Annotated in this window: 23 protein-coding genes; 2 read left to right on the forward strand and 21 right to left on the reverse strand. The window is 41.3% G+C overall.

Features of this window, described 5'->3' with window-relative positions; all coding sequences use genetic code 11:
* Window positions 1-4: 4 nt before the first annotated feature.
* The 6 genes from ID12_RS01670 to ID12_RS01695 form a co-directional block, all read right to left on the reverse strand.
* Window positions 5-1135 carry a glycosyltransferase family 1 protein gene (locus tag ID12_RS01670; RefSeq protein ID WP_050826623.1) on the reverse strand — a complete coding sequence of 377 codons (1131 nt, stop codon included), beginning with the start codon at window positions 1133-1135 and terminating at the stop codon, window positions 5-7.
* The gene (locus ID12_RS01675; protein WP_017368088.1) at window positions 1128-1967 is read right to left on the reverse strand and encodes a glycosyltransferase EpsE; all 840 of its coding nucleotides are present in this window, start codon (window positions 1965-1967) and stop codon (window positions 1128-1130) included. The genes ID12_RS01670 and ID12_RS01675 overlap by 8 nt, the downstream gene beginning before the upstream one ends.
* A 2-nt stretch (window positions 1968-1969) precedes the next feature.
* Window positions 1970-3109, reverse strand: coding sequence for a glycosyltransferase family 4 protein (locus ID12_RS01680; RefSeq protein WP_050826624.1), 1140 nt, complete (start codon window positions 3107-3109; stop codon window positions 1970-1972).
* Window positions 3075-4949, reverse strand: a complete 1875-nt coding sequence (locus ID12_RS01685; RefSeq protein ID WP_050826625.1) for a polysaccharide biosynthesis protein — start codon at window positions 4947-4949, stop codon at window positions 3075-3077. Before ID12_RS01685 ends, ID12_RS01680 begins: the two co-directional genes overlap by 35 nt.
* 165 nt (window positions 4950-5114) lie before the next feature.
* Window positions 5115-5798: a CpsD/CapB family tyrosine-protein kinase gene (locus ID12_RS01690; protein ID WP_008347761.1), complete on the reverse strand. Its 684-nt coding sequence runs from the start codon at window positions 5796-5798 to the stop codon at window positions 5115-5117.
* Entirely contained in the window at window positions 5788-6519 is a 732-nt protein-coding gene (locus tag ID12_RS01695) for a YveK family protein (RefSeq protein WP_007500132.1), read from the reverse strand. Before ID12_RS01695 ends, ID12_RS01690 begins: the two co-directional genes overlap by 11 nt.
* A 257-nt stretch (window positions 6520-6776) precedes the next feature.
* On the opposite strand from ID12_RS01695, the gene slrR reads away from it, so the two are divergent.
* Window positions 6777-7247, forward strand: a complete 471-nt coding sequence (gene slrR / locus ID12_RS01700) for an HTH-type transcriptional regulator SlrR (RefSeq protein ID WP_050826626.1) — start codon at window positions 6777-6779, stop codon at window positions 7245-7247.
* A gap of 280 nt (window positions 7248-7527) precedes the next feature.
* Here the strand turns inward: slrR and ID12_RS01705 are convergent, their stop codons facing one another.
* From ID12_RS01705 to ID12_RS01720, 4 genes are all read right to left on the reverse strand, one after another.
* The gene (locus ID12_RS01705; protein ID WP_008347764.1) at window positions 7528-7752 is read right to left on the reverse strand and encodes a phage holin; all 225 of its coding nucleotides are present in this window, start codon (window positions 7750-7752) and stop codon (window positions 7528-7530) included.
* A 133-nt stretch (window positions 7753-7885) separates the two neighbouring features.
* Window positions 7886-8782 carry an iron-hydroxamate ABC transporter substrate-binding protein gene (locus ID12_RS01710; protein WP_007500130.1) on the reverse strand — a complete coding sequence of 299 codons (897 nt, stop codon included), beginning with the start codon at window positions 8780-8782 and terminating at the stop codon, window positions 7886-7888.
* Between the two features lie 16 nt (window positions 8783-8798).
* Window positions 8799-9800, reverse strand: a complete 1002-nt coding sequence (locus ID12_RS01715) for a FecCD family ABC transporter permease (RefSeq protein ID WP_050826627.1) — start codon at window positions 9798-9800, stop codon at window positions 8799-8801.
* Window positions 9797-10849, reverse strand: a complete 1053-nt coding sequence (locus ID12_RS01720; protein WP_050826628.1) for a FecCD family ABC transporter permease — start codon at window positions 10847-10849, stop codon at window positions 9797-9799. The genes ID12_RS01715 and ID12_RS01720 overlap by 4 nt, the downstream gene beginning before the upstream one ends.
* Before the next feature lie 310 nt (window positions 10850-11159).
* Here ID12_RS01720 and ID12_RS01725 point away from each other — a divergent pair, with 310 nt between their 5' ends.
* Window positions 11160-12569, forward strand: coding sequence for a polysaccharide deacetylase family protein (locus ID12_RS01725; protein WP_017359186.1), 1410 nt, complete (start codon window positions 11160-11162; stop codon window positions 12567-12569).
* Window positions 12570-12584: 15 nt separating this feature from the next.
* On the opposite strand, the gene abc-f is transcribed toward ID12_RS01725, so the two are convergent.
* The 11 genes from abc-f to ID12_RS01780 all read right to left on the reverse strand — a co-directional run bounded on the left by abc-f (window position 12585) and on the right by ID12_RS01780 (window position 25205).
* Window positions 12585-14144: a ribosomal protection-like ABC-F family protein gene (abc-f, locus tag ID12_RS01730; RefSeq protein ID WP_201800072.1), complete on the reverse strand. Its 1560-nt coding sequence runs from the start codon at window positions 14142-14144 to the stop codon at window positions 12585-12587.
* Window positions 14145-14478: 334 nt separating this feature from the next.
* Window positions 14479-15249, reverse strand: coding sequence for an ABC transporter ATP-binding protein (locus ID12_RS01735; RefSeq protein ID WP_050826630.1), 771 nt, complete (start codon window positions 15247-15249; stop codon window positions 14479-14481).
* Entirely contained in the window at window positions 15243-16061 is an 819-nt protein-coding gene (locus ID12_RS01740; RefSeq protein WP_008347779.1) for an ABC transporter ATP-binding protein, read from the reverse strand. Before ID12_RS01740 ends, ID12_RS01735 begins: the two co-directional genes overlap by 7 nt.
* Window positions 16024-16911, reverse strand: coding sequence for a nickel/cobalt ABC transporter permease (gene opp1C, locus ID12_RS01745; RefSeq protein ID WP_050826631.1), 888 nt, complete (start codon window positions 16909-16911; stop codon window positions 16024-16026). The genes ID12_RS01740 and opp1C overlap by 38 nt, the downstream gene beginning before the upstream one ends.
* A gap of 5 nt (window positions 16912-16916) precedes the next feature.
* On the reverse strand, window positions 16917-17846 hold the full coding sequence (gene opp1B / locus ID12_RS01750; protein WP_050826632.1) for a nickel/cobalt ABC transporter permease: 930 nt from the start codon (window positions 17844-17846) through the stop codon (window positions 16917-16919).
* A 15-nt stretch (window positions 17847-17861) separates the two neighbouring features.
* A complete protein-coding gene (gene nikA / locus ID12_RS01755; protein WP_050826633.1) occupies window positions 17862-19505 on the reverse strand; it encodes a nickel ABC transporter substrate-binding protein in 1644 nt (547 codons plus the stop codon).
* Window positions 19506-19629: 124 nt separating this feature from the next.
* The gene (locus tag ID12_RS01760) at window positions 19630-20799 is read right to left on the reverse strand and encodes a macrolide family glycosyltransferase (RefSeq protein WP_050826634.1); all 1170 of its coding nucleotides are present in this window, start codon (window positions 20797-20799) and stop codon (window positions 19630-19632) included.
* Window positions 20800-20966: 167 nt separating this feature from the next.
* The gene (locus ID12_RS01765) at window positions 20967-21857 is read right to left on the reverse strand and encodes an ABC transporter substrate-binding protein (protein WP_034657816.1); all 891 of its coding nucleotides are present in this window, start codon (window positions 21855-21857) and stop codon (window positions 20967-20969) included.
* A 233-nt stretch (window positions 21858-22090) separates the two neighbouring features.
* Window positions 22091-22555 (reverse strand): DinB family protein, encoded by a 465-nt coding sequence (locus ID12_RS01770; protein ID WP_050826635.1) that lies wholly within the window; start codon window positions 22553-22555, stop codon window positions 22091-22093.
* Window positions 22556-23072: 517 nt separating this feature from the next.
* Window positions 23073-24230 carry a toll/interleukin-1 receptor domain-containing protein gene (locus ID12_RS01775; RefSeq protein WP_234717160.1) on the reverse strand — a complete coding sequence of 386 codons (1158 nt, stop codon included), beginning with the start codon at window positions 24228-24230 and terminating at the stop codon, window positions 23073-23075.
* A gap of 150 nt (window positions 24231-24380) precedes the next feature.
* Window positions 24381-25205: a hypothetical protein gene (locus ID12_RS01780; protein ID WP_050826637.1), complete on the reverse strand. Its 825-nt coding sequence runs from the start codon at window positions 25203-25205 to the stop codon at window positions 24381-24383.
* Window positions 25206-25211 lie beyond the last annotated feature (6 nt).

The raw sequence follows: 25211 nt of genomic DNA on the forward strand, positions 1-25211 counted from the left end.
TTCCTTACAATCCATACACATTCATCACACGGGTGATGTTCTGTTTCACATCAAATCCTCTAAGGCCAAGCTGAGAAATAATCGTCTCCTGAAGAGGAGGGTCTGCATGGTAAGCTTCTAGTATGGCTTTCATCCACTCATGTGCTGAATCTTGCAAGGATTTCCGTTTCACAAGCCCACAGCCTAAATCGACTTCCTTTGTGATATGATCTGAAATCACACATGGGAGTCCAGATGCCTGCGCTTCCACTAATACGAGCGGAAGACCTTCAAACAAAGACGGCATCACAAACACATCAAATGCTTTCATATACTGCGGAACCTCTGAGACAACGCCCGTAAACACAATGTCTTCCATTAATCCTGCTTTCTCTGCATACGATTCAACCACTGCCCGGAGCGGCCCATCTCCTATGAGAACTAGCTGAAAGGAGACCCCTTGTTTTTTCAGTGTCTGCGCTAATTCGATGAAAAAAACATGGTTTTTCTGCTCATGAAATCGGCCAATATGTCCAATGATCAGTTTTCTCTCGTGAAGATGGAGGTCTTTTTTCATCTTCACCTTCGCTTCTGGCTCCAACTGAAAAAAAAGGTTCAAATCAATCCCATTTGGCAAAATGTCCACTCGTCCATCGTGCATTCTTTTTTGTCCAAATAAAAAGACACCGGCATCTTCACCGCATGCAACAAGCTTCGTAGAAAAGGCAAAGATCAGCTGACGAAATCCTTTGAGCATCAAATGATCCACCCGGCTAGGAGACTGTTTCCAAGCCGTATTATGTGAATGGCAAATGCGTATCTTCACACCTGCCAGTTTCGCAGCTAGGGCAGAAAAGCCTGTTTGAAAATCTGTATGTGCATGCACCGCCTGATAAGGTCCCGTTTGCTTAATCGTCTTCGTCAACGTTTTCACAAACGTCCATGGAGAGGACGCTCCAATACTTGGGACATAAAAAATTCGCCCACCAAGCTGACGAATTTCCTCATCGTAATCACAGACATCCTCCCGGTGGGTAACGAAATCAAATTGAAGAACATTCCGGTCGATTGCACGATAGATATTCATGATCATCGTTTCTGCTCCGCCTCTGTTCATTCCGCCCACAACATGAAGTACACGCTTTGGCTCACTCATCCCGAATCGTCCTCCTTTTCACCATAGATCCTCCAAGTTTCCGCTGATGATAAAACCTCATGATCTTTGGTGACATACAGGCACGGATGACCGGCTTAAGCGCAAAGAGATAATCAAACGGCGACAATTTCAATTGCTTGCATGCTTTTAAAACAAGCCAGGCATTATCCATTGAGTATCGGAATTTCCGGCGCTGAAAGGCCGCTTCATCCTCCCTTACAAGGTATAAGGGCTCTTGCAAATTAAAGCCTTTTCTCCCCGCAGCAAAAAAACGAATCCACAGATCGATATCTTCCATCCGTCTGGTTGTTTTGACAGAACGATAGCCATTTAAAGCCTTGTAGGCTGACGCTCTCATCATAATCGTCCCATGACAAAAAGGCGTTCCTCTTGCCAGCACCCTTCGATCAGGCTCTGAGACAAGTGCTCGAACGCCCTTCGTCCCTGACTCATCAAACACCGTCATCGCCGTACCAACTACATCATATTCCGGATGTGCATCAAGGAAACGAACCTGTTTTTCTAATCGTGTAGACACCGATATATCGTCGCCATCCTGTCTTGCAATCAGTTCTCCATTCGTTTCAGTGAGACAACGATTTAAACTGGCGGCAAGTCTTTGATTGTGTTCATTTCGGATGAGGCGAATTCTATCGGGTTCACGCATGGTATAGTGCAGCACTTTTTCATAGGTGCCATCTGTTGATGCATCATCACATATGATGAGCTCCCAGTTTTCATAGGTTTGACGGAGAATCGATTCAATGCTTTCTTCTACTGTCTCTTGGCAATTGTAAACACCCATGATAATCGATACTTTCGGCTGACGCATGCTCACATCACCTTCTCTTTTTGATCCATATACGTTGTGTAAATTTCCTCCATAGCACTTACCGTCTGCTCCTGTGCAAATGCGTGAGCCATAGAACGTCCCGCTTTCCCCATTAGGTGAAGCTGGTCCTTTTTATGATAGAGCTGCTGTAAATAAACGGCTAAACCATTCACATCATGCGGTTTGACTAAAAAGCCGTTCACTCCATGTTTGACGAGCTCACAATGCCCTCTATTTTCTGTTGCAATCACCGGCTTTTCAGCAGACATCGCTTCAAGAAGATTCATCCCAAGTCCTTCTCTCAAGCTGGTTGATACACATACATCGCTCATATGCATCCAATCTTCGATGTGTTTGCAAAATCCCGCAAACTGTACATGTTCCTCAAGATTCAGCTGACAGACCAGCTTTTCATAGGACGACCGACTTGTCCCTTCTCCAGCAAATACAATTTTCACTTGTGGTATATTCCGATACACCTGCGCGCAAGCTTTGATGAGCATTCCTTGATTTTTATTGTCATTTAATTCACCAGCACACAGCACGATAAAATCTTGCGTGGTAAAACCATATGCTTTACGAAGGCGGTCTTTTTCTTTGTCATCAACTGGTGCAAATCGCTTCATATCGACACCCATACCGGGAACATAATGCACAGCCGCCTTCTCTTTTGACAGACGATCGGCTCTTTCATAGTCTTCTCCATTAATGGTGATGAGTGCATCTGTATATTGAACGAGCCATCTCTCAACTGGATAATAAAGCAGCCAATTTTGAAGCGGTGCCCCCTTCCAAAAGTGAAAGCCATGCGCTGTGTAAAGAACTTTCGTCCCTTTTTTGCGTGTTGTTTTCGCCGCTAGCCTGCCAATGACACTCCCCATCGGTGTGTGACAATGGATGAACTGATAATGCTCTTTTTCTAAAAGCTTTTTCAGCTCCACATAAGCAAGCCGATTTTGCAAATGAAAAGGGGAACGCTGAATCGGAATGGAATGCGCTTGATCCACATACGGCAGCTCCAGCTGGCCATTTGCCGCTGTATGCACTTCCCATCCTTGTTCCTGAAACCACCTGAAATACGGGAGATGGAACGCCTTAAAATGATAATCAACCGTTGCGCAAAACAAGACTTTTTTCTTCATTAGCAAGTGGCTCCTCCTCTCGTTGCATCGGTTCAGGCAATACATCATGCGACTCAATGGCGGCAAACAAGGCCTGTCTTAATTGATCGTCACTCATCATGTTAAATTCGTGAATAAAGCGGTTCAGCACATACGGATCACCATCCAAGGCATGGCCGATATGGATTTTCGGGAAAATTTGCTCCTGTGCTTTTTCATGCTGGTTGAGTAACTCCTCGTACATTTTCTCTCCGGGACGAATCCCCGTAAATGTGATGGGAATCTGGTCTGTGGTGTAGCCTGAGAGGTGAATGAGGTTTTCTGCGAGGTCGACAATTTTGACTGGCTCCCCCATATCTAAAACAAAAATCTGCCTTCCTTCTGCTAGTGCACCAGCTTGAATAACAAGCCTTGATGCTTCTGGTATCGTCATAAAATATCTTGTCATGGCTGGGTGCGTGACAGTCACTGGCCCACCTTTTTCAATTTGTTTTTTAAAGATCGGAATGACACTGCCCCGGCTTCCGAGTACATTCCCAAACCGGACGGCGACAAATTTCGTTTCACTGCTTGCCCCCATTTGCATAATCACCATTTCAGCAAACCGCTTTGTCGCTCCCATCACATTGGCAGGGTTGACCGCTTTGTCAGATGAGATGAGGACAAATGTTTCAACTCCGTGCTCATGTGCAGCTTCTGCCACATTTTTTGTCCCGATAATATTGTTTTTCACCGCTTCTTTCGGGCTGATTTCCATGAGCGGGACATGTTTATGCGCGGCGGCATGATAAATCATATCCGGCTGAAAATGCCCAACGATTTCACTCATTTTTTGTTTATCTTGAATATCCGCAATTTGTGGATATAGGCTAATGCTGTCTCCATACAATTCTTTCAGCTCTAGTAAAATAGAATGAATGCTAAATTCTCCATGTCCCACAAGCACAATCGCCCGAGGGGAAAATACACAAATTTGACGACAGATTTCTGACCCGATGGACCCGCCAGCTCCTGTCACCATAATCGTTTTTCCTTTTAGGTGAACGGATAGACGGCTTGTATCTAATTGAATCGGCTCTCTTCCAAGCAAATCCTCTGGCTGAACATCCCGCAATTGATTCAGCGCATGGGTTCCTTTTAAAATCTGTTCCATTTCCGGCATAATCTGTGTTTTGATTCCAGTCGCTACACATTCCTTATACAGTCCTTTTAATGTGTGACTGCTTTTGGATGGAATGGCGATAATGATTTTTTGAATATCCATCATCACAACAGCTGTTTGAATATGTTCTTTTCCCCCAAGAACAGGCAGCCCCATAATTTCAAGCTTATGCTTTGTTTTGTCATCATCAATGAAAGCGACCGGCTCAATATGTACATCACTCGACTGCTGAAGCTGACGAACGATAATGGTCCCGGCTGATCCAGCGCCAATGATTAGTGCCCGCTCCTTTTCAACTTGAAACCGCTTCGCACCATCATGAAACAGCCTGGATGCCATACGAGATGCACCGATGAATAACACATGGAAAAGCCAGACAATAAATAAAAAGCGAAATGGCCATGTCTGCACAAAAATGTACAGCATCATCATGGAAAATAAAAATGAACACGCGAAGGTCTTCATTAAAGAAAATAGCTCTCTAACCCCTGTATAGGCCCATACTTGCTTGTACACGTGAAAAATATACGAAAACAAATGGTGCCCGATCAGTAGACTGAGCGAAGAAATGACGAGCATTTCAAATGTATATACGGTTAACGCTGCCTCTTGAACAAATTGAAAGCCAAAAAAGACGGCTACTAAAATGAGATATGAATCTAGTGCCACGATGATTGATAATCTTTGGGCGTAAGTCAACGCTCCTCCCCCTTTTTAAAGCATCACTATTCTTACATAAAATGGGCATCAAACCCGTCCTCACATCCCACTACCGATGACGAGCATCTAAGGCATATGTCATGCCCACAGCAGGATCGAGTGCCTCCGTTGTTAAAGATTAGGAGACATCACCTATCAATCTTTTTAATACATATAGTGCCTTCCCTTTTTCACTTTCTTGCCATTTAGCATCGCCCCAAGCAGTTTCCCTGTCGTCCCCTCTAATACTTCTTTTGATTTCTTCACAGCGGCAATCTTCGTTTTACCGCTTAACACCACAAGAATGCTTCCATCCGTTCGGTTCGCTAATATTTTTGCATCGGCTACAGGCAGAAGCGGTGTGGAATCCACAATCACCATGTCATACTGCTGCTCAATCTCGTAAAATAGCTGCTTCATCACAGAGGAGGAAAGCAGCTCAGCGGGATTTGGCGGAATGGTCCCACTCGGAAGCAGCTCTAAATGCTCAATCGGAGTAGGCAAAATGGCTTCCTCCAAACTGCAATTATTTAATAGCACATTGGTCAATCCGGTGTGCGGGCTTAGATCAAAATATTCATGAATGGCTGGTTTACGTAAATCAGCATCCATGAGCAAAACCCGTTTTTTCTGCTGTGCAAAAACAGCTGCCAAGTTTGCAGCCGTAAATGATTTTCCTTCCTTCGGCAAGGAGGATGTAACCAATATCGACTTCAGCCTCGTTTGAATCGACGTGAATTCGATGTTCGTTCGGATCGTTCGGAATTGTTCCGCAATGACAGAGTGAGGATTTAATACAGAAATGCAGGATAAATCTCTTTTTTCTCGTTTTTTCCTCTTAAAAATCAATGTTCTGTCCTCCCGTTATGACGGACTGCTTGTCTTTTTTTGCCCTCCTGTCTGCATGCATCTGATAGACACTGCCGAGCGACGGCAATCCGATCTCTTCTCTTATTTGATGTGTTCGTTTCACCGTATCATCGAGTAAATTCATTAAGAAAATGAGTGTCATTCCCCCTAATACAGAGGCGCCTAGTGCCAGAACGATGTGAACGAATTTACGTGAGTTCATCAGTATCGTGTTGGACAGCTTGGCTTCAGACAAAACATTAATGCGATCCATATTCATGGTTTTTTTGATTTCTTCTTGTAACACCTCTGTGGCTGTATTCGCAATGGCTACTGCCTTCGCGCGGTCCTCATCTTGTACAGAAATATTTATGACCTCTGACTCATTTTCTGTACTTGTGGCAATTTTGTGTTTTAATCCTTCAGCCGATTCTGTAAGATTGAGTGTTTCTTTTACTTTTTCAATAACGATTGGACTTTTTAATAGGACTTGAAAGGTACGTGTATATTGAAGGTTCATCTGAATATCGTTTAAATTCGCTTGTGCATCACTGCTTCGTTTATGAACAAGAATTTGAGTGGTTGCCTGATATACAGGAGTCGAGACATAGAACTGATAGTAGGCTGAAATGCCCGTTACGATCAGGACAATCAGGATCAGAAGGGCCATTTTCTCTTTTATGACAGAAAACAGCTGCTTAAAACCTATATTCTCATTCATAGATACCTCCCGATTTCATCATAAAAAGGTTATATATGGTTTCTTTTTGTTAATGATTGGATTATAAAAGATAATACCCGCAAAGAAAAATGTCATAATAGGTCTTATAGTTCTTTTTAAAGAACGAAATCGTTCGTTTTCTTTTGTTTACTTCCTGTTTCTTACGTTTTTGAATTTTATAAAGAACAATTTATTTCTTATAATGAACGAAAAGGTCGCAGAACGATTCGCCGGGGAGAAGGGAGATCATATATCGAATGATTGGAAAGGTGATACGCATTTACCGAAAGAGGAAAGGATACTCAATCCAGCAGTTGGCTGAAGATGCCCATGTCTCTAAATCGTATTTGAGTAAAATTGAGCGTGGTGTCCACCGTAATCCATCTGTCCAGTTTTTAAAAAAGGTATCCTCATCACTAGAAATTGATTTACAAGAGCTGTTTGATGCAGAAACGATGATGTTTCATTACGCTGAGGGCGGTGAACAGGAGTGGCGGGATCATATCGTTCATGCCGTCCAATCCGGCATGCCTAAAGAAGAACTGTATCAGCTGCTCCAAACCTACAGAAAGGAGCAGGAAGGAAAGACATTACATGTCCATCATAGAAAGCTGACCGACTCAAATATGTCAGAATGGAAGCGTCTCATGAGTGAAGCAAAGGCCATTGGCTTAACCATCGAGGAAGTGAAAGCGTTTCTTACCAATATGAGAGAACACCGGGCGTAAGCCACTGAGATCAAACCAATTTGCGGGGAGAAGCGCTTGTCGCTTCGATGAAATAGAGCCTTTTTATATGAAAAGGCTCTTTTCAGTTTATGGACAAAGGGCTAAAATGAACTTTATTTTAGCTCTTTGTCTTCTTTTCAGCGTGATAGCAGTCTAGGAAGGACAGCTACTTTTGCGGAGCGAATTTGACATTCGTGAGTACCCGCGCAGGACTGACACCGAATACGAGGGTTTCTATACACGCTGAGAGCCTTTTTGCATGAAAAGGCTCTGTTTTCTATTATTCTTCTTTTTTCGTTCGTGCTTTTTTCGTAATATCATTGTTCTTCCAATAGGCCCATAGTGATGTGATGCCAAGAAAAGCTAACGTAATGAATTGCTGCACACCTTCTTCATCAATTGGAATTGGGCTTTTTCCTGCAGCAGTGAGAGCGCTGTTCACAAGTGCCAATAAAAGCAGCACAAGCCTCGCAATAGTGCCTGCACTAATTTTTTGAACCTTCAACTGTAACCCCTCCCCTTATCCTTTCATACGGGCGATACTGCTCGTTCCCTCTCATATGTATGCAAAAAGCGAATGAATCAAAAAAAGAGACATCATTCCTAGATGCGGAATGATGCCTTGATTTATGTGCTGATTATTTAGAGAACATCTTTTTTGCCTCATCCATTGCCATTTTGTTGCCTAGAGCTGAATAATCAAGCCATGGCTGATCGGCAATCGGATACACTTGGTTTTTCTTTACGGCTTTTAGGCCTTTCCAAATCGGCGTCTGCTCTAACTGTTTGAATGCCTGCTGCGCCTTATCATCACGGTTCACGACGACAAAAATAGCATCTGCATCAAAGTCAGGAAGCACTTCTTGAGAAATGACTTCAAATGGACGTTTGCTGTCCAGTTTTTTCACACCATCTACAGGTGTCAGTCCTAAATCATCGTATAAAATTGGCCCCATCGGACGTTTCATACTAAATACTCGAAGCTCTTTTGCTGTTACACGAATTGCCATCACTTTTCCATTTCCAATCTTTTTCTGGATAAGTGATTTGACTTCTTTTGCTTCTTGATTGTAGTCCTTAATATATTGATCGGCTTCTTTTTCTTTATTGACGAGCTTGCCGATTTTTTTTAAATGATCACGCCATGTGCCATCATTTAAATTAAACACTTCGGTTTTGGCGATTTTCTTGTATTTTGATAAGTCTTGTCCAGCCAGTTCTTCATCGACGTAAATGACATCTGGTTTTAAAGCAAGCAATGACTCCATATCAGGATCTGCTGCGATGCCCAGCTTTTTCGTCTGGCTAAGCTGCTTCTTCGCATGTGGAAGGAAATCTTTTAAGTCTCCCCCTACAACAGAGCCAGCAGGTTTTATCCCGAGTGCTAATAAATCATTTGTTAAATGAATCGACAAGGATGCAATCTTAGGTGTTCCGTTTTCATCTTGATTTGTTGTCTTCTTTGTTTCCTGTTGACCACAAGCGGCCAGAATCAAGAAACAGAGCGTTAAACCAAACACAAGTACTTTTTTCATGATGAGTTCCTCTTTCTTATTTTGTTTTTGTTAATAAATAGAGAAAATAAGGTGCTCCGATAAAAGCCACAACCACACCCGCTGGGATGGCATTTGGGGCAAATATGGAACGTCCGAGTGTATCAGCACTGACCAAAATCAACAATCCAAGCAAGGCGCTCACTGGTAAAAAATATTGGTGCAGTGAGCCGACAAGACGCCTCGCCAAATGAGGTGCAACAAGGCCAATAAAACCAATTCCGCCTGTCATCGATACACTTGCACTCGCTAGACCTACAGCTAAGGTGAGTAACAACAGACGTTTACGCTGTACACGTACGCCAACACTTGAGGCGACGGCATCACCTAACGTTAACGCATTGAGTGTGCTGGACTGCATGAGCGTAAGCGGGACAAGACATACGATCCAAGGCAGGAGCGCAAGTACATGAATCCAGTCTCTTCCCCATACATTTCCCACAAGCCACCTTGAAGCGAAGGTATATGTATCTTCATCCAGTTTCAATGACAAATATAACGTCAATGCACTAAACCCCGCAGCTACGGCAATTCCAACAAGGATCAGCCGGATAGGCACAAGCCCTTCATGCCTGTCGTACGCAAGAAGAACGATGACTGCCGCCGCAAGTAGGCCTCCACCAAACGTAAAGAGCGGAATGAGTAAAGATGGATTTCCTTCTAGTACGTGAAAATACGTCACAAAGATGATTAAGCCGAATGCGGCTCCTGCATTCAGACCAATAATCCCAGGATCAGCCAGTGGATTGCGGGATAAACTCTGCAAAATGCCACCTGCGATGCCTAGACCTATTCCAGCTAGTATCGTCACGACGATTCGAGGCAGACGATAATCAAACAGCACCGTCTCACTTTGGAAATCTCCAAGGAAAAATAACGTTTTGACGACAACGAGAGGACTGAGTTTCAGCGTGCCGGTATTTAAACTATACAGCACAACAGCCGCACTCAGACAAAGCAAAACGGCTGTCACGACAAGAGCACGCCGTTTCTCTTTCATGACAGGTTCCTCCCTTCTTTTCTGGCAATATATAAGAAGAAAGGAACACCAACAAGTGCCACCATAACGCCAATGGCAAGCTCTCTTGGCGGATTTACTGTCCGGCTGGCAAGATCAGCGAAGACGAGAAGCATTGCGCCTAAAATCGCTGACATCGGAATGACGAAACGATAATTGACCCCAACCAACTTTCGTGCAATATGCGGAATGACAAGCCCGACAAACCCAATAGACCCAACCGCCGATACAGACACGCCTGCCAGCAGAACCGCAGCAGCCATACCTAGTATTCGCACTTGCCGGGTTTTCACCCCTAAATTCGCAGCTACATCTTCACCAAGTGATAATAACGAGAGGGATCGTCCTAATAACATCGCCCAAACGATAACAATGAGAATGACTGGAGCAAGGATCACCAGCTGCGGCCATTTGACACCTGCCACACCCCCTGCATACCAAAAAGCCAGATCCTGACTGAGATCAAAGTAAATGGCGATACCCGAGCTTAGCGCATGCAGCAATGCGGCAACAACAGCTCCAGCTACAGTGAGCCGAAGTGGGGTCAGTACGCCGCCAGCCGCCCCAATGGCAAAGATCAACAGTGTACTGAGAACGGCACCAAAAAAAGAAAATAACATCAATGCCGAATAAGGCATTCCTGGAAAAAAAGCAAAACAGAGAGCGACTACAAACATCGCACCGCCGTTAATGCCTAATATCCCCGCATCTGCCAGCGGATTTCTTGTAATGCCTTGCATCAGCGCACCTGCCACAGCAAACGCCGCTCCAACAAGCGCCGCTCCTAGCACACGAGGAAGCCTTAATTCATGAATGATCTGCTGCTCTGTCACATGAGACTGATAGTCAAACACAGCTGTCCACACCGTTTGCAAAGACAATGACTTTGCACCGTAGGAAACAGCCAAAAACATAGCCGCCAATAAACCAATGACAGCGAGAAAAAACAATAAAAAGAACAAAATAGGTGATGATCGTTTTTGTTGAGATGTTCGCTTATCCGGCAAAATCGGTGTCATCCTTTTCTTCATTAAAAGTCAGTTTGAAAATGAGAATCATAATCATCAAAATTATAGCCGTCAGCCTCTGAAAAATCAATGTACGGCTCAATTTTTTAATTATTGAAGGTATTGGTAGACGGCAAATAAGAGAATTCTTTCCTTCTGCTTTTTCTCGTTCTGAAAGACCTATCATTTTTTACAGTAGTTTAATAGGAAAATAGTTGACATTCCGCATGAAAATCCCCTAAAATTACAAAAGTAAGTCAAATGTTATAAAAATATTACAAACAGATGTCAAAGGAATAAAGAATGACCCGTCATGAGAGGAGAATTGAAAGTTGTGTCAGTAAAGGGAAAATGGAGTATCATCCTATTTGCGCTTGCCATCGTCATTGGAGCAGTTGCATTCTTTCAAAATCAGCAAGCAAGCGGTACAGAGAAGAAAAATGTGAAGCAGGATACGAATTATAAAAATGTTGAAATTGTCACTCTTGTAAATGACGGGAAGTTTATGAGATATGCGGTGAACTATCCACTTTTTCATCAAAAAAAGCTAGATGACAAGATTCAAAGCTATGCGAATTCAGCATTAGAACATTTCAAAAAGACATTTAGTGAAGCAAAGGACATTGATGAAAACAAACGGTTTGAACTGAATATTGACTATGACATGGTGCACTATGCAAAACAATCTGCGGCCATTTATTTTACGACCTACACATATACAGGTCAGCAAAATGGAACCACTCATCACGTCACAATCAATTTCGATTTTCAGAAAAAAGACTTTCTTGACACAAAAGATTTATTTCAACCAAAAAAGGACTATTTGAAAAAATTATCCTATATTACATACACGGAGCTTAAAAAAGATAAAACCTTGTCTAAGGATCTATCACTCCTTCAAAAAGGAACAGCCCCTACTGATCAAAACTTCAGTCAATTCGCCTTAAAAGAGAAATATATAGAGTTCTATTTCCCAGCTTCTCAAGTAGCCGCAAAGGACTTAGGTCCGCAAACGCTGGCGATCAAAAAGACGCTACTAAAAGATATCTTGAAGCCGGAATATATGAATAAGACCAAAAATCAGAATGAAATCAAAGAACCAAATCCAAAAAGAAAAGCCGTCAAGCTGCCGCAAAAGCCAAAGCTTGATCCGAATAAAAAAGCCATCGCACTCACATTTGATGACGGTCCAAACCCAGCCACAACTTCAACCATTTTAGCAGCGCTGAAGGAAAATAAAGGACACGCCACCTTTTTCGTATTAGGAAGCAGGGTTCAGTATTATCCTGGAATGCTTGCCGACATTTTAAAGGGCGGAAATGAGATCGGAAACCATTCATATAATCATCCTTTATTAACGAGACTCCCTCTAAAAGAAGCGGTCAAACAAGTAAAAGACACGCAGAAACTGATTGAAAAGGCCAGCGGTTATACTCCTACGCACTTTAGACCGCCATATGGAGGAACAAATCCCGACATCAATCAAGCGGTTGGCATGAACGTTTCATTGTGGGATGTCGATCCTGAAGACTGGAAAATTCGCAACAGCCAGCAGATCACAAACCATGTTCTCTCACATGCAGCAGATGGCAAAACCGTACTCATGCACGATATTTATGACAGCTCTGCTCGAGCAGCAGTGAAGATCATACATGAACTCACCAAACAAGGCTACCAGCTTGTCACAGTCAGCGAACTTGAACAATTGAAAAAAGAACGAAACGAACAGACCCCTGTGCAGTAAACACAGGGGCTTTTTTTATGACTCTAACAACTTCTTTCTTTTTAACAATGCTTGAAACATCTCTTCAAGCTCACGAGAAGGCTCGATGCTTAAACGACTGAGCACTTCAGACAGCTGCATATCAATCAGCAGGAGCTCTTCTTCTTTCTTTGTAGCAGCTGGCTTTTCTTCCTTTTGTTTATATTCTTCATAGGTGCCATCAAAGCGTTCAATGATTCCCTCGTGCACATGAAGAATACGAGTAGCCACCTGCTCAATGAGCCTTCTGTCGTGGGAGACAAACACAACTGTGCCCGGGTAATCTTTTAAAAGTCCTTCAAGCGCTTCTACTGCCGCAAGGTCTAAAAAGTTCGTCGGTTCATCAAGCATCAGAACATTGGCATCACTGACGAGCAGCTTGGCAAGCATCGTCTTCACCCGTTCCCCGCCGCTTAATACGTTCGTCAGCTTATACACATCGTCTCCCCGAAACCCAAGTCTCGCTAAAACGGTGCGAACGACAGTCTCATCTTGAATCGCCTGTTCCAGTGCATTTTGTAAGATCGATTCATCTAGATTCAGTCCTGAAAGATCTTGGCTGAAATAACCAATCTTCACGGCTTCTGAACGAAAAATCCCGGGATGACCGTTTACAAGCATTCGGAGAAATGTCGTTTTACCGCTCCCATTCTTCCCAATGATCGCGACTTTGTCTCCGCCTCTTACTTCTACATTCGCCTTTTTCCAAAGGACTTTATCTCCTGCCTTGCCATCTACATGTTCGACACGAAAAATGGTGCGGCTTGCCACTTCCTTCATGGTGTGCTGCGTCATTTGAAGAGACTGGGCTTCCTTTACCTTCTCCACCTTTTCTAATTTCTCCATTCTTGTTTCGATGGATTTGGCTGTTTTTTGAAGCTTTTTTTGCTTGTTTGCATAATAAGGCTTTGCAATTTTAGGCCCCGAGGATTTCAGCTTTGGAGATGGCTTTGTCGCTTTGTCGGCTTTTTTCATTTTCTTTTGCAGTGCATGTTCTAACTGTTTTTTCTTCTGGGTATACGCCTCGTACGCCTCCACTTGCTGACGATGTTCGAGTTCTTTTTGCCGGGCAAAATCGCTGTAGTTGCCTTTGTATAGTTTGAGCTCCCCATCTTCTAATTCCCAAATGTCTGTACATAACGCATCTAAAAAAGCACGGTCATGCGAGACGACAATCAGAGCACCTTGATGATAACGAAGCTTTTCTTCTAGCCACTCAATATGCTCCGTATCTAAATGAGTCGTGGGTTCATCGGCTAATAAAAGGGCAGAAGGCCGGCTTAAAGCTCTCTCAATATAAGCTTGAGTCATCTCTCCGCCACTTTGTCTGCCATCTCCTGTCTTTAGTTGAGGAAGCAGCGTACAAGTTGTAGTGTGTGCAAATGTGCCGCTATCTGGTTTTTCCCTCCCCGCCAGTACATGGAGCAATGTCGTTTTCCCACTGCCATTCGTCCCTACAAGGCCGATTCGGTCCCCTTGATGAATGGCCAGCTCCTCTATATCAAATAACAAGCGATCCTTTCGAAATACTTTTAATTGGTGGGCTCTCAGTAACATCCAACCCTCTCCTTTCGTATCAGGAGACATGAAAAAGCCTCCCATTCTCAGAATAGGAGGCAAAATGGTGTACAAAAATAAGCGTATCGATACAGAATGACATGCGGTTCATCAAATGAGCACACATCTCCCCCGTATCCATCACTTCAATCTTTGATTCCCAAGCTGTACCATCCTATTCCGAAGCTAAAAAATGAAAACGCAGCAAACATAGCAACACATATCGTTTGCTCACTGCCTTCGTTCTTTCATTTTGCTTACAGGTCATAGGATTAGTACTTCATTGCATTGGGTCACCCTTCCGTCGTTTGTTACGTATACGATAAAAGATTGGTTATTTTTTGTCAAGTTGAAAAGGCATGAGTGAGTCTATTAGCTTGAGCGTAAATGGATGAGTCGCTTCAAACAGCTGGTCACTTTTACATTCTTCCACAAGTTTTCCCTCATGTAAAAAAAGAAGTCGATCACATAAAAAAACGGCTGCCTCTAGATCATGGGTAATCATGAGAATGGTCATATCTAACTCTTGCTTTAATGTCTCAAGAAGCTCCAATATTTGAACTTGGACAGAAACGTCAAGTGAGCTAAGGACTTCATCTAAGATGAGAATGGCTGGATTCGTCGATATGGCTCTTGCTATGCATACACGCTGGAGCTGACCGCCGCTTAGCTGATGAGCATATTGATTTAGCAAAGACGATGGAAGTCTTACTTGCTTGAGCAGGGACAACACTTTTTGGTTCACATCCATGTTTCGCTTTATTATTTGCATGGGTTCTGCTATGATCTCTTTCACTGTAAAGGAAGGATGGACAGAAGATAGATAATCCTGAAAAACAACACTCATTCCCCCCCGGTTCATCTTACGCCATGTATGAGCTGGCCATCCATCTATCTTTATCTCTCCGCCGTCTAATGTTTCTAAACCAAGCAGCGTACGTGCTATTGTACTTTTACCACTGCCGCTCTCACCGACTAACCCGACACATTCACCTTCTCCAATCTGAAATGAAACCTGAGCTATGCGTGCTATGGATTCCTCTTTATGAAAAAAGCGCCCTTTATCTTCTCCATGTTTAAGTAGTTGATTTGCTGTGATCAGCATGGGAATGCCCTCACTCTCTTCTGCTGCCTCAGTGCTTCAAGGGGTGCCGATAAGCGAAGCCTCGTTTCTAGTAAATGCCTCGTTTGAGGATGCTCAGGTGATGTAAATATCTCTTTTGCATGACGATGCTCAAGCATCTCCCCTTGGTGCATCACCAACAATTCATCAGCGATTGCCTGAACGACGCCTAAATCATGCGAAATGATGATCAAGGCAGCTCCTGTTTCTTCTTTCAGCGTCTGTAATTGCGTGATGACTTCACGCCGGTTATATGCATCTAATGATGCTGTAGGCTCATCGGCAATGATCACGTCAGGAGAAAGCATGATCGTAATGGCAATCATGACACGTTGAAGCATCCCTCCCGACAGCTCATGAGGATATTTTTTCATTAACATATGCGAATTGTTTAAATGGACACGTTCTAGCCCAGTAATCGCATGTGCTGTTCCTTCTTTGCCACGTAAGCCCAAATGCCGCTGGAACGTTTCAAGTATTTGATGACCAATTGTTTCAATTGGATTGAACGCATTCATAGCATCTTGTGGAATGTAGCCAATTCGCTTTCCTCTCCACTGCTGTGAAGTCTGACTTGTCAATTTTTCACCGTCAAACAAAATGGTCCCAATCATCTCTAGCGAAGGAGGGATAAGGCCAATTAATGCTTTTGCAACGGTTGATTTTCCGCTTCCACTTTCTCCAATAACGCCTAAACAACGTTGTCTATGTAATGTAAACGTGATATTTGCCGCCAAATCCTTTTGTTGAATCGGATCATGTACGGACAGGTTTTTTATCTCGATGAAAGGCAAATCGTCTCCCCCTTTTTTTGTTGCTAAGATGCATGGCAGGGTTCATGACCTGCTGAAGACTGTCTCCTAAAAAATTCAGTGCCATGACCACAAATAAGATCGCAAGTCCAGGCGGGAGCATATGAGCCGGGTGCGTCACCATGACATTCTTCGCCTCGTTGAGCATCATGCCCCATTCCGGTGTAGGTGCACTCACACCTAATCCAAGAAAAGACAGAGCAGAAATATTTAAAATGACCCAGCCTGCGTCAAGTGTAGCAAAGACAGCTATCTCTCCTGAGATGCGAGGAAATAGATGTTTTCGAAGGATATAAAAAGGTGAACCTCCAGATACTTTCGCAAACTGAACAGATGGTTCATTCGTATATTGCAGGACTGACGAACGAATCATCCTTGTATACCAAGCCCATTTTGCAAGGACATTGGCCAAAATAATATTGAAAAGCCCAGGTCCCATAATGCCCACAACAGCCAAAATCATCACCTCTGCTGGAAATGACAGCATGACATCACATATTCTCATCAACACTTCATCAACTTTCCCTCTAAAAAAGCCAGCTACGAGTCCAAGTATCGTGCCAATGAGCATCGTGATACACATTGTCAGCACGGCAGCAAGCATCGTTGTCCGAATACCATATAAGAGCCGGGACAATACGCATCTCCCCAGCTGATCGGTTCCGAGGGGATATGTTAGACTCACACCAGCATATTTTTGAAGAATGTTCGTGTCAGTTGGGTCATGCGGAGATAGAAACGGTGCAAACAGCCCAGCTAATGTGACAAGTGCCAAAAACCAAATAGACAGAATGGCTATGCGATCTTTTCTTAATCGATTCCATCCGGGCAAAGTTCTCAGACCTCCTTTCGCAACTGCGGATTCATGATCATTTGTATGACGTCCGCGATAAGGTTGCACACAACGAATAGAATTCCCATCACAAACAAATAGGCTTGAATCATAGGGAAATCGGCATGAAAAATAGCTGTTACACACAAACGGCCAACCCCTGGCCAAGCAAAGAGATTTTCAATAATGACGGTTCCTGCAATGAGCTTTGGTACTGACATACCGAGTGCTGTTACTGCTAGTTGAAGGGCATGTCTCATCACCTTCAATTGAATGGTTCGTTCCTTTAAACCACGAGCTCTTGCATAAAAAACAAAGGGCTCGTGCTGAAACTTTAGGATTTGATTTCGAATGAGTCTCACATAGGTCGATAAGTAGCCAAGTGATAAAGTCATCGCTGGCAAAAGAATCGATTTAAATCCTTCCATTCCACTCGTGTTGACCCAGTTAAATTTGACTGAAAAAAGCCAGATAAACAAAATGCCCAACCAAAAACTAGGCATGGAAGCTGCAATAAACACAAATGCTCTCACGATTCGATCCAACCATGTATGTGCCGCATATGCACACACCATTCCGAATAACAAACTCAGCACAATAATAAACAAAAGGGACATCCCTGCAAGCTGTAAAGTCGCAGGAAGTGCCTCCATCATCAGGTCAAGTACAGGCTCATGTGTGACATAACTACTGCCAAAATCACCTGTTAATCCGTCTTTAAGCCATGTGACATAGCGTATGAAAAACGGTTGATCTAAGCCTAGCTCTTGACGCATAGATTCAATCATCTCTTCCGTTGGGGTTACTTGGTTCACACGTAAAGCGACCTCAGCTGGATCACTCGCACGCATCGCAAGTAGCACAAACGCAAAAAACGTAATGAATACAATGAGCGGCAAAAGAAGCAATAATCGTTTTATGATATAGCGTGTCATGTCTCAGCCTCCGATTTATGACGAAAAATACATTCGATCAAAGGGAATTTCATACTGAGATACATGAAAATCTACACCTTTGAGGCGCTTATTATAAACGGCCTTTGTCACAGAATAGGAAATAGGGATATACACATTTTCATCATGAATATACGTCAAAATATCTCGGTACATTTGTGCCCTCTTTTGCTCATCCGGCTCCACCAATACTTTCGTAATGGTCTCATCCAGCCACTTTTTCTTTTTCAATCCTAACTGAGCTTGATAATCAGCATGGGATGCAACACGAAATGAAGAGACGTATGTTTGAGGGTCATAAGGAAGTCCCCAAGATAGAGAGTACATAAGATCAAACTTTCCTGTTTTTTGACGATCTAAAAATGCCTGTTTTTCTTCACCTCTAATATCAAGCTTGATTCCAACCTGCTTGAAGTCCTGCTGAATCGATTCACTAATCGTTCTTTCACCTGCATTATCCGAATTATAATAAATGGTCACGCTGAGCGGCTTGTCTTCTTGATAGCGATAGCCGTCTTCTTTTAGCTTCCAGCCTGCCTCATCTAATAATGCCTCTGCTTTCTTTTTTTGATAGGTTTTCTTTTTAAGCGGAATATTTGCGTAAGGGACTGATGGGGCGAGCAGTGTATGTGCCACCTGTTCAGTTCCATTTAAAATCCCTTCTGTAATCATCTCTTTTTGAATGGCATATTGAAATGCTTCTCTTACTTTTGGATCTTGTGTTATTGGTTGATTGGAGTTGATTACAATAGATCTTGAACCAACAGGAGGACTCACAGTCACACCATATTGACCAGCTTCTTTTAAAGCCTGAAATGAATCTCCATCAATCATGTCACCATCTGCTCCAAATAAGAGATCAACCTCCCCTTTTTGAAGAGCGAGTAAAATGGTTTGATGATCTGGCATGACCTTCCATTTCACCGTTGAAATCTTTGGATTCTTTCCCCAATAGTGATGATTCACTTCAAAAATGGCATATTGATTTTTCTTATGTTCCTTTAACACATAAGGACCTGTACCTGCATAACCTTTTACGCCTTTTGATGTGGTGCCATCAATAAAGCTTTTGGGAGAAATAAAACGGAATGGACGTGTTAAACCAAGTTCTTCTAATGTTGGATAATAGGGCTCCTTCAATGTGAGAACAAAAGTATGTTCATCTACAGCCTTTGTGGATTTAATTTCTGACACGAGATTGAGCCAAGCATTTTTTTCAATATTTTTGACAACTGCATCAATATTCATTTTGACAGCCTTCGCATTAAATGGCTCACCATCTGAAAAAGTCACGTTTTCTCGAAGATGAAATGTGTAGGTTTTTCCATCTTTAGAAATATCCCAGCTTTGGGCCAGGGCAGGTTGAATGCCTTTTTCCGTATTCACAACAAGCGATTCAAACACCATATTTTGAGCGGCCATCTCCCCGCCATATAGATGGGGATTAATGTCTCTTATATCTTTTGTACTTGCATACACCAGTTCATCATCTTCTCGTCCACTTAAACTGGAAGAGGTCTTATTTTCAAAACAAGATGCCAATAGAAAACAAGCCATGACTGAAAACAGCATCAAGGTATATGTCACAAAGGACTGCTTTTTCTCGTCCTTTTTCTTTATGTAATCAGGTTGATGATTCATATGTACTTCCCCCAAATGTTCATTTTATCGTAATCATTACGATTATTAATCGAAATGATTACGAATTGAATATTAGCATACAGATCTGGGAAATACAATGGCTTTTTTCACCGAAAAAACAGACTCATGATTGAGTCTGTTTCGCTTGCATAAACTGATCAATGACACGTAATGCTTTTTCTGTTCCACCTGCTGTTTGGAAACTTTCTTCAATCTTTTCAATCCCAGCACGATATGTGTCACTTCCGAGTACACTCTCTACAGTATCTCTCAGCTGTTTTGCTGTCAGCTGGTCTTTATCGAGTGCACGAGCAGCAGAGAGATCAGTCAGTCTTTTTGCCACCATCGGCTGATCTTTGTCAACCGGGATGACAACCATTGGAACATGATAATGAATACCTTCATTGACACTGTTCATCCCGCCGTGGGTCACAAACACATCTGTCAGTTCAAGGACTTCAAGCTGCGGCACATAAGGCTCGATAAGAAAATGAGATGGCGCTTCTTTTAGGAGAGACATGTCGATTTTTTCACCAGTTGCGAGAATCAATTTTCCATCAAAGTCGGCAAAAGCATCAATACACATATTAAAGAATGCTTCAGTATCTCCAAGAACCGTTCCCATTGAAATAAAGACGACCTTCTCTCGCTCAAGCGCTTCTAACGGGAAATCATGCTGGTCAGCACGTTTTAGAAAGCTCGGTCCAATGAAGACAAACGAATCATCCAATGCATCAACAGACGGCTGAAAATATTCACTTGTATACACCATATTCAGCTCTCCGCGGTTTTTCATGAATTGCATCAAATGTGTTGGCTGAACGCCAAAACGTTCATGTATTTCTTCTAACAGATGAGCCGCCTTCTCATCTTTTCTGTATAAAGGTGTATCAAAATGCGCCTCCTGCAGCACAAAAGAAGGATTCGAACCAATGCCTGGAATTTGTAAGTAATCCCGCACAAGCTCACCTGCTCCAAACATATCAAAATAGACCAAATCAAATGAATGCTGTTGAGAAAGAGTTTCCACCACTTCTAAAATGTCTAATGACGTTTGCAGCATGGCATGGAAAAATGGCTGCATGGACTCTAAATCGCTTTCTTCGACACTTAATGTGCGAATATAATCTGGATGTATATGTACGTGAGCGCCTAAGCGTTTGATCCGCTTTTGATAATGTTCAGTTGTGACCACATGCACTTCATCACCTCGATCAACAAATGCTCTTATCATTCCTAACATTGGGTTCACATGTCCTTCAGCTGGGAACGTAATCATTAAAACCTTCGCCACAAGAATCCTCTCCTTATTGTCAATTCCCTTCCATGTTAATCTTATACAGTGATCGGGCTCAACAAATACGCCTGAAAAGGGGATAAATGAGACTTATGGCTAGTATTTTAAGAGGATAGCAGAAAAAAAGACAAAGCCTCCTGTTTAAGTGCTTTGTCTTTTTTCTATTAATTTTTGAGCAGCATTTGTTTAAACGCAGCAGACTGTTTTTCAATTGAGATTGGATCAGCATAGATAAATTCTTTGATTGAATAGGATAAAACATGTCCTTGTTTCACTGCTTTATTCTTCTTCCATACACCGCTACCTGTGATATCTAGATTAGGTGCTTTTCCATCCTTTGTTGGTACAAGTAAATAGTCACCTGTATACTCATTCATCTCTTCTAATGAAATACCGAGATACCCTTCTTTCGGAAGAGCCTTATCCGCTTTTTCAGGCAGGCTAAATCCATACCCTTGATAGATGACCTCCCCACCGCGGCCAAAGTCTGTACCAAATAAGTATACCTGCTTAGGCTGCACATCCATAATGGAGAACGTCTTGTCTTCACCAATTTTTGCTTTGACCTCTTTGCCGTCTTTTTTCAGTTGCTCGTCCATTTCTTGTATTTGTTTTTTCGCTAACGATTCTTTTCCAAGAATCTTTCCGATTTCAATATGCATCTCTTTGAAGCTATGCTCACTTGTTGTGAAAGTAATTGTTTTTGCGATCTTTTTATATTTCTCAACTTGATCATTTTGTGAATAAGCAATGATGAGATCAGGCTTCAGTTTGGCGATTGCCTCCACATTTTCTATCGGCACCCTCTTCACACCTGTTTCATCTAAAAAGGATGATTTAGGATAAACATCTGTCATGCCAACAGGTGTCACACCTAACTTTTTAAAATTTCCAAGCTGCGCTGTTAACACAACAATACGCTTTGGCTTGTCAGGAATGGTGATCTTTTCACCCGTTTCAGTTGTATATGTACGAGTATTTGATTCTTGTTCTTTATTGTCTTTCTGCCCGCAAGCCACCAACAATACTGCCAGCAGACTCATAAGCCAAATCATTTTTTTCACTGACGAAACCACCTTTAATTGAGAATGATTATTAATTATAGCATAAATAGTTTGGTATAGATGTAAAGTTTTAGAAGTGAACGCCACACAAAAACCCCTCTCTTAATGGAGAAGGGTTTGAGAGACCTTGTTCTATCGTGAACTAGGTCGAGTATGAACTCGAAGAACGTATAATTGACATTACTTGAACCAACACGATGGATGGTTATTTGAATTGAGGACAGTTATTCAAACATAGAAATTTTAGGGTCTTTATCGTAACAGTGAACAAGCATAGCGTGTACTTGCCCCCTATGATGATAAACATGTGCTAAAATCTCTAACAACCATTCATACCTTGTATATGTCACACCCCAATAGGAAGTGGTACGAGACAGTAGTTCTGTGTCCGATAATTTCATATAATGATTTTTTAATGAATGGAAATTAGTCATTAAGCCTTTTTCTATCGACTTTACAGTTTTATATGATACATTAGCATAAAATGTTTCCATCTCTTCTTGGGTCGCCTCATTCGCAATACGCCAGTCAGCTTCACAAATGATCGCAATGTGTTCCAGCAACTCTCCGATAGACTGCTTATGAGGTGTTGGTCTTTTTTGTAAATCAGTTTCTTCTAATTGCCTTACTATTTTTATCAATGTTTTAACAGCTACTTCAATTTGATGTAAAACACTTTCACAATTCATTAGTGCCTCCTTATGAATGAATTCTGCCCTTTTCGTTGAACAAGCTTTGAGAATATTGTTGATGCAATGATTTTACACCAATTAAACTTTATTTGATCGCTATCATAAAGAAAATTTGTCTTTTTAACAATTGTAATCTGTGTTTTTCGATAAAAAATGAACTACTTCACTTAAACGCTGATACATAGTGAAGAGTTCCTCTCAATTTACTCACACAACACCACTCATAAAAAACAAAAAACCCTTTATTTCAAAGGGTTTTCAGCTTCTTTCATAAATGATCAATCGAATCCTATCGGATACTATAGACGCGCTCGGAGAACGTATAGTTTATGTCTTTAATTACTGTTATAGCAACTTTTTGATATTATCTCGAGCAAAATTTGTGCAAAGAATATTTCTATTTTCACTTTAAATCAGTATTAACCACACTAAATATCTTAAAATCTTTTATAAGTCCACCTCTCGTTTTGTTAAGCCTACTCTCAAATCCGATACCCAATCATTTAAAAAACATTTAGTAGATGTGGTACATTCCGTTAAATTCGTGCCAATTGCCATCAGCATCATAATTTAAAGAACCTTCAAACCCGCAATGATTCCATATTAGATCATAGCTCGGTTTTAAAAGGGTATCTAGTTTATCATCCCAAGAATTTATAATCACAGTAGGTAACTTTAAGGTTGATTCATTTATTTTCTCTCTCGGGAATTTAATGTTTCCAACATAGTAATCTGAAATGTTGAAGAGAGTAATATTAAGAGCAATTGGTAACTTAATATCTACACTTCTTATGGCTTTAAGATATTTATAGGCGTGTGCAATTATATCCTTTTCAAATTTTATGAATGGTATATATTTCAATTCATCTCGTGGCTTAAGAATACCCATATCAACAGATTCAATTATTCCGTTTTTAAAGAATTGTACATATGCATGGTATTTTTCAGCATGTGGCCATTTTGAAAATGTACAGTATCCATCTTTATTAATTTTATTGTCCCATCCATTTGTAAAAAATGGTTCTAGTAACATGGGTTTATTCAATTTATTTACGGGTAATGTTAAATTCCTAGTAATAGATTCTAACGGCACTAAGTGTACAGCAAATTTTGCGCCTTCCAAAACTTCCTCAACAAAATTATTGTTCTCAAGTTCTTTTATACGAGAATCTAACCATTTTTCATACCACTTCCCTTGAATGCTTTCAAGTTTCTCACTCTTTTGAATCATTCCTGGAAATGGAGGAGGAGACATTGGTTTTTTTCGCTTAATTAAAACTCCTTCGAGTATTGCAGCTTTAGCCTCATCTTCATCTTTACCAACTAAATCTATGTAAATGATTTGTGGTAAGAGTCCTCCCAAATCAATATCTTCAATTCTTACAGGCATAAACTTTTGATTCACTCCTGTTGGATCTGAAGCAAATGCTGCAGCCCATTCTGATTGAGTATAAGTAGAACCCAAATAGTTTTTTGAGAGTAGCGCTAAGGTGTGGTTAGCGAATGTTGCTCCATGCTGCATTTGAAGAATAAAGTTTTGACCAGCTTTAAAATCCCAATTTTGATAAAAAACTTTATACCCAGCCTCTTCCAACAAGTAGGAAATCCAACTAGCATATCTTTCATCATTATGATTGTAGCTAATGAAAAAATCGTATTGTTTTTCAGTCATGTTTTTGCTCCTCTTTACCCCAAGTATCATTTTGAGAACTGAGGTATCTTTATACAGCAACCCCAAACACAAATTTGTCTATACTGATGTATTACTCAAAAGTTGTCGTACGAATTTAAAGAGGATGAGTTTTTCTCTACTCGTCATCTCTTATATCAACACTTCTAATCTAGAATAACTACTCTCAATGAAACATATCAAATCTTTCACATTGACAATAATGTGAAAATCTCCACCAAATTCAATCCGATCGAACATAATGTCATACTCTTCTTTATCTATTACACCAATTGCAAATAATTTATTTATCTCAGTCTTTTTTGAGGTTTGATCTTCACTTATATTTTTTTCTCCGGGATAAACTGTAATGCTTATACAAGAACTACTTAACTCCTCTGTAGTTGAAGATGTATTGATAACTAGAGGAAATCTCATAAGATCTATAGATTTCCCTAGTTTACTAACGTATGGCGAAAATTCAAGTCCTGATTGAAACCCCCTCTTTTTATGTCTATTTGTTTCTGTTGGGTGAATTGCACAAAGAGAACGGATATATTCAACAAATTGAGAATCACCTGAAGTATTCATTCCATACTTTCTTCTAAAATCATCCAAAACAAAGAAATCATTAACCTGAGGTTTTTTAAACTCTTCTTTGGATAAATTTGCAATTAATTGATTTGTTATCATTTCTATTTGGCTTGCATAATTGAGTAATTCAATAAATTTAAATTCAACATAATCTTTTTCAAAATCAATTTTCATTTCGCTACTATTCAGATACATGCCAATTTCTTTTACTCGAGTTAAACAAGCCATTAAAAAATTCCATTTGTATTGTTCCTGTATGATTTCCCCTTTATTATTTTTAATCCCCGTAGCATTTTCAGAGTAGCCATTTTCTAACAATCGTTTGTTGACTTGCTCAACGATACTGATATCAAGATTACATCTGAATTCTGTACTTTTTTTCATAAACGT

The sequence above is a fragment of the Bacillus altitudinis genome (assembly GCF_001191605.1).
In the GTDB taxonomy this organism is placed as follows: domain Bacteria; phylum Bacillota; class Bacilli; order Bacillales; family Bacillaceae; genus Bacillus; species Bacillus altitudinis.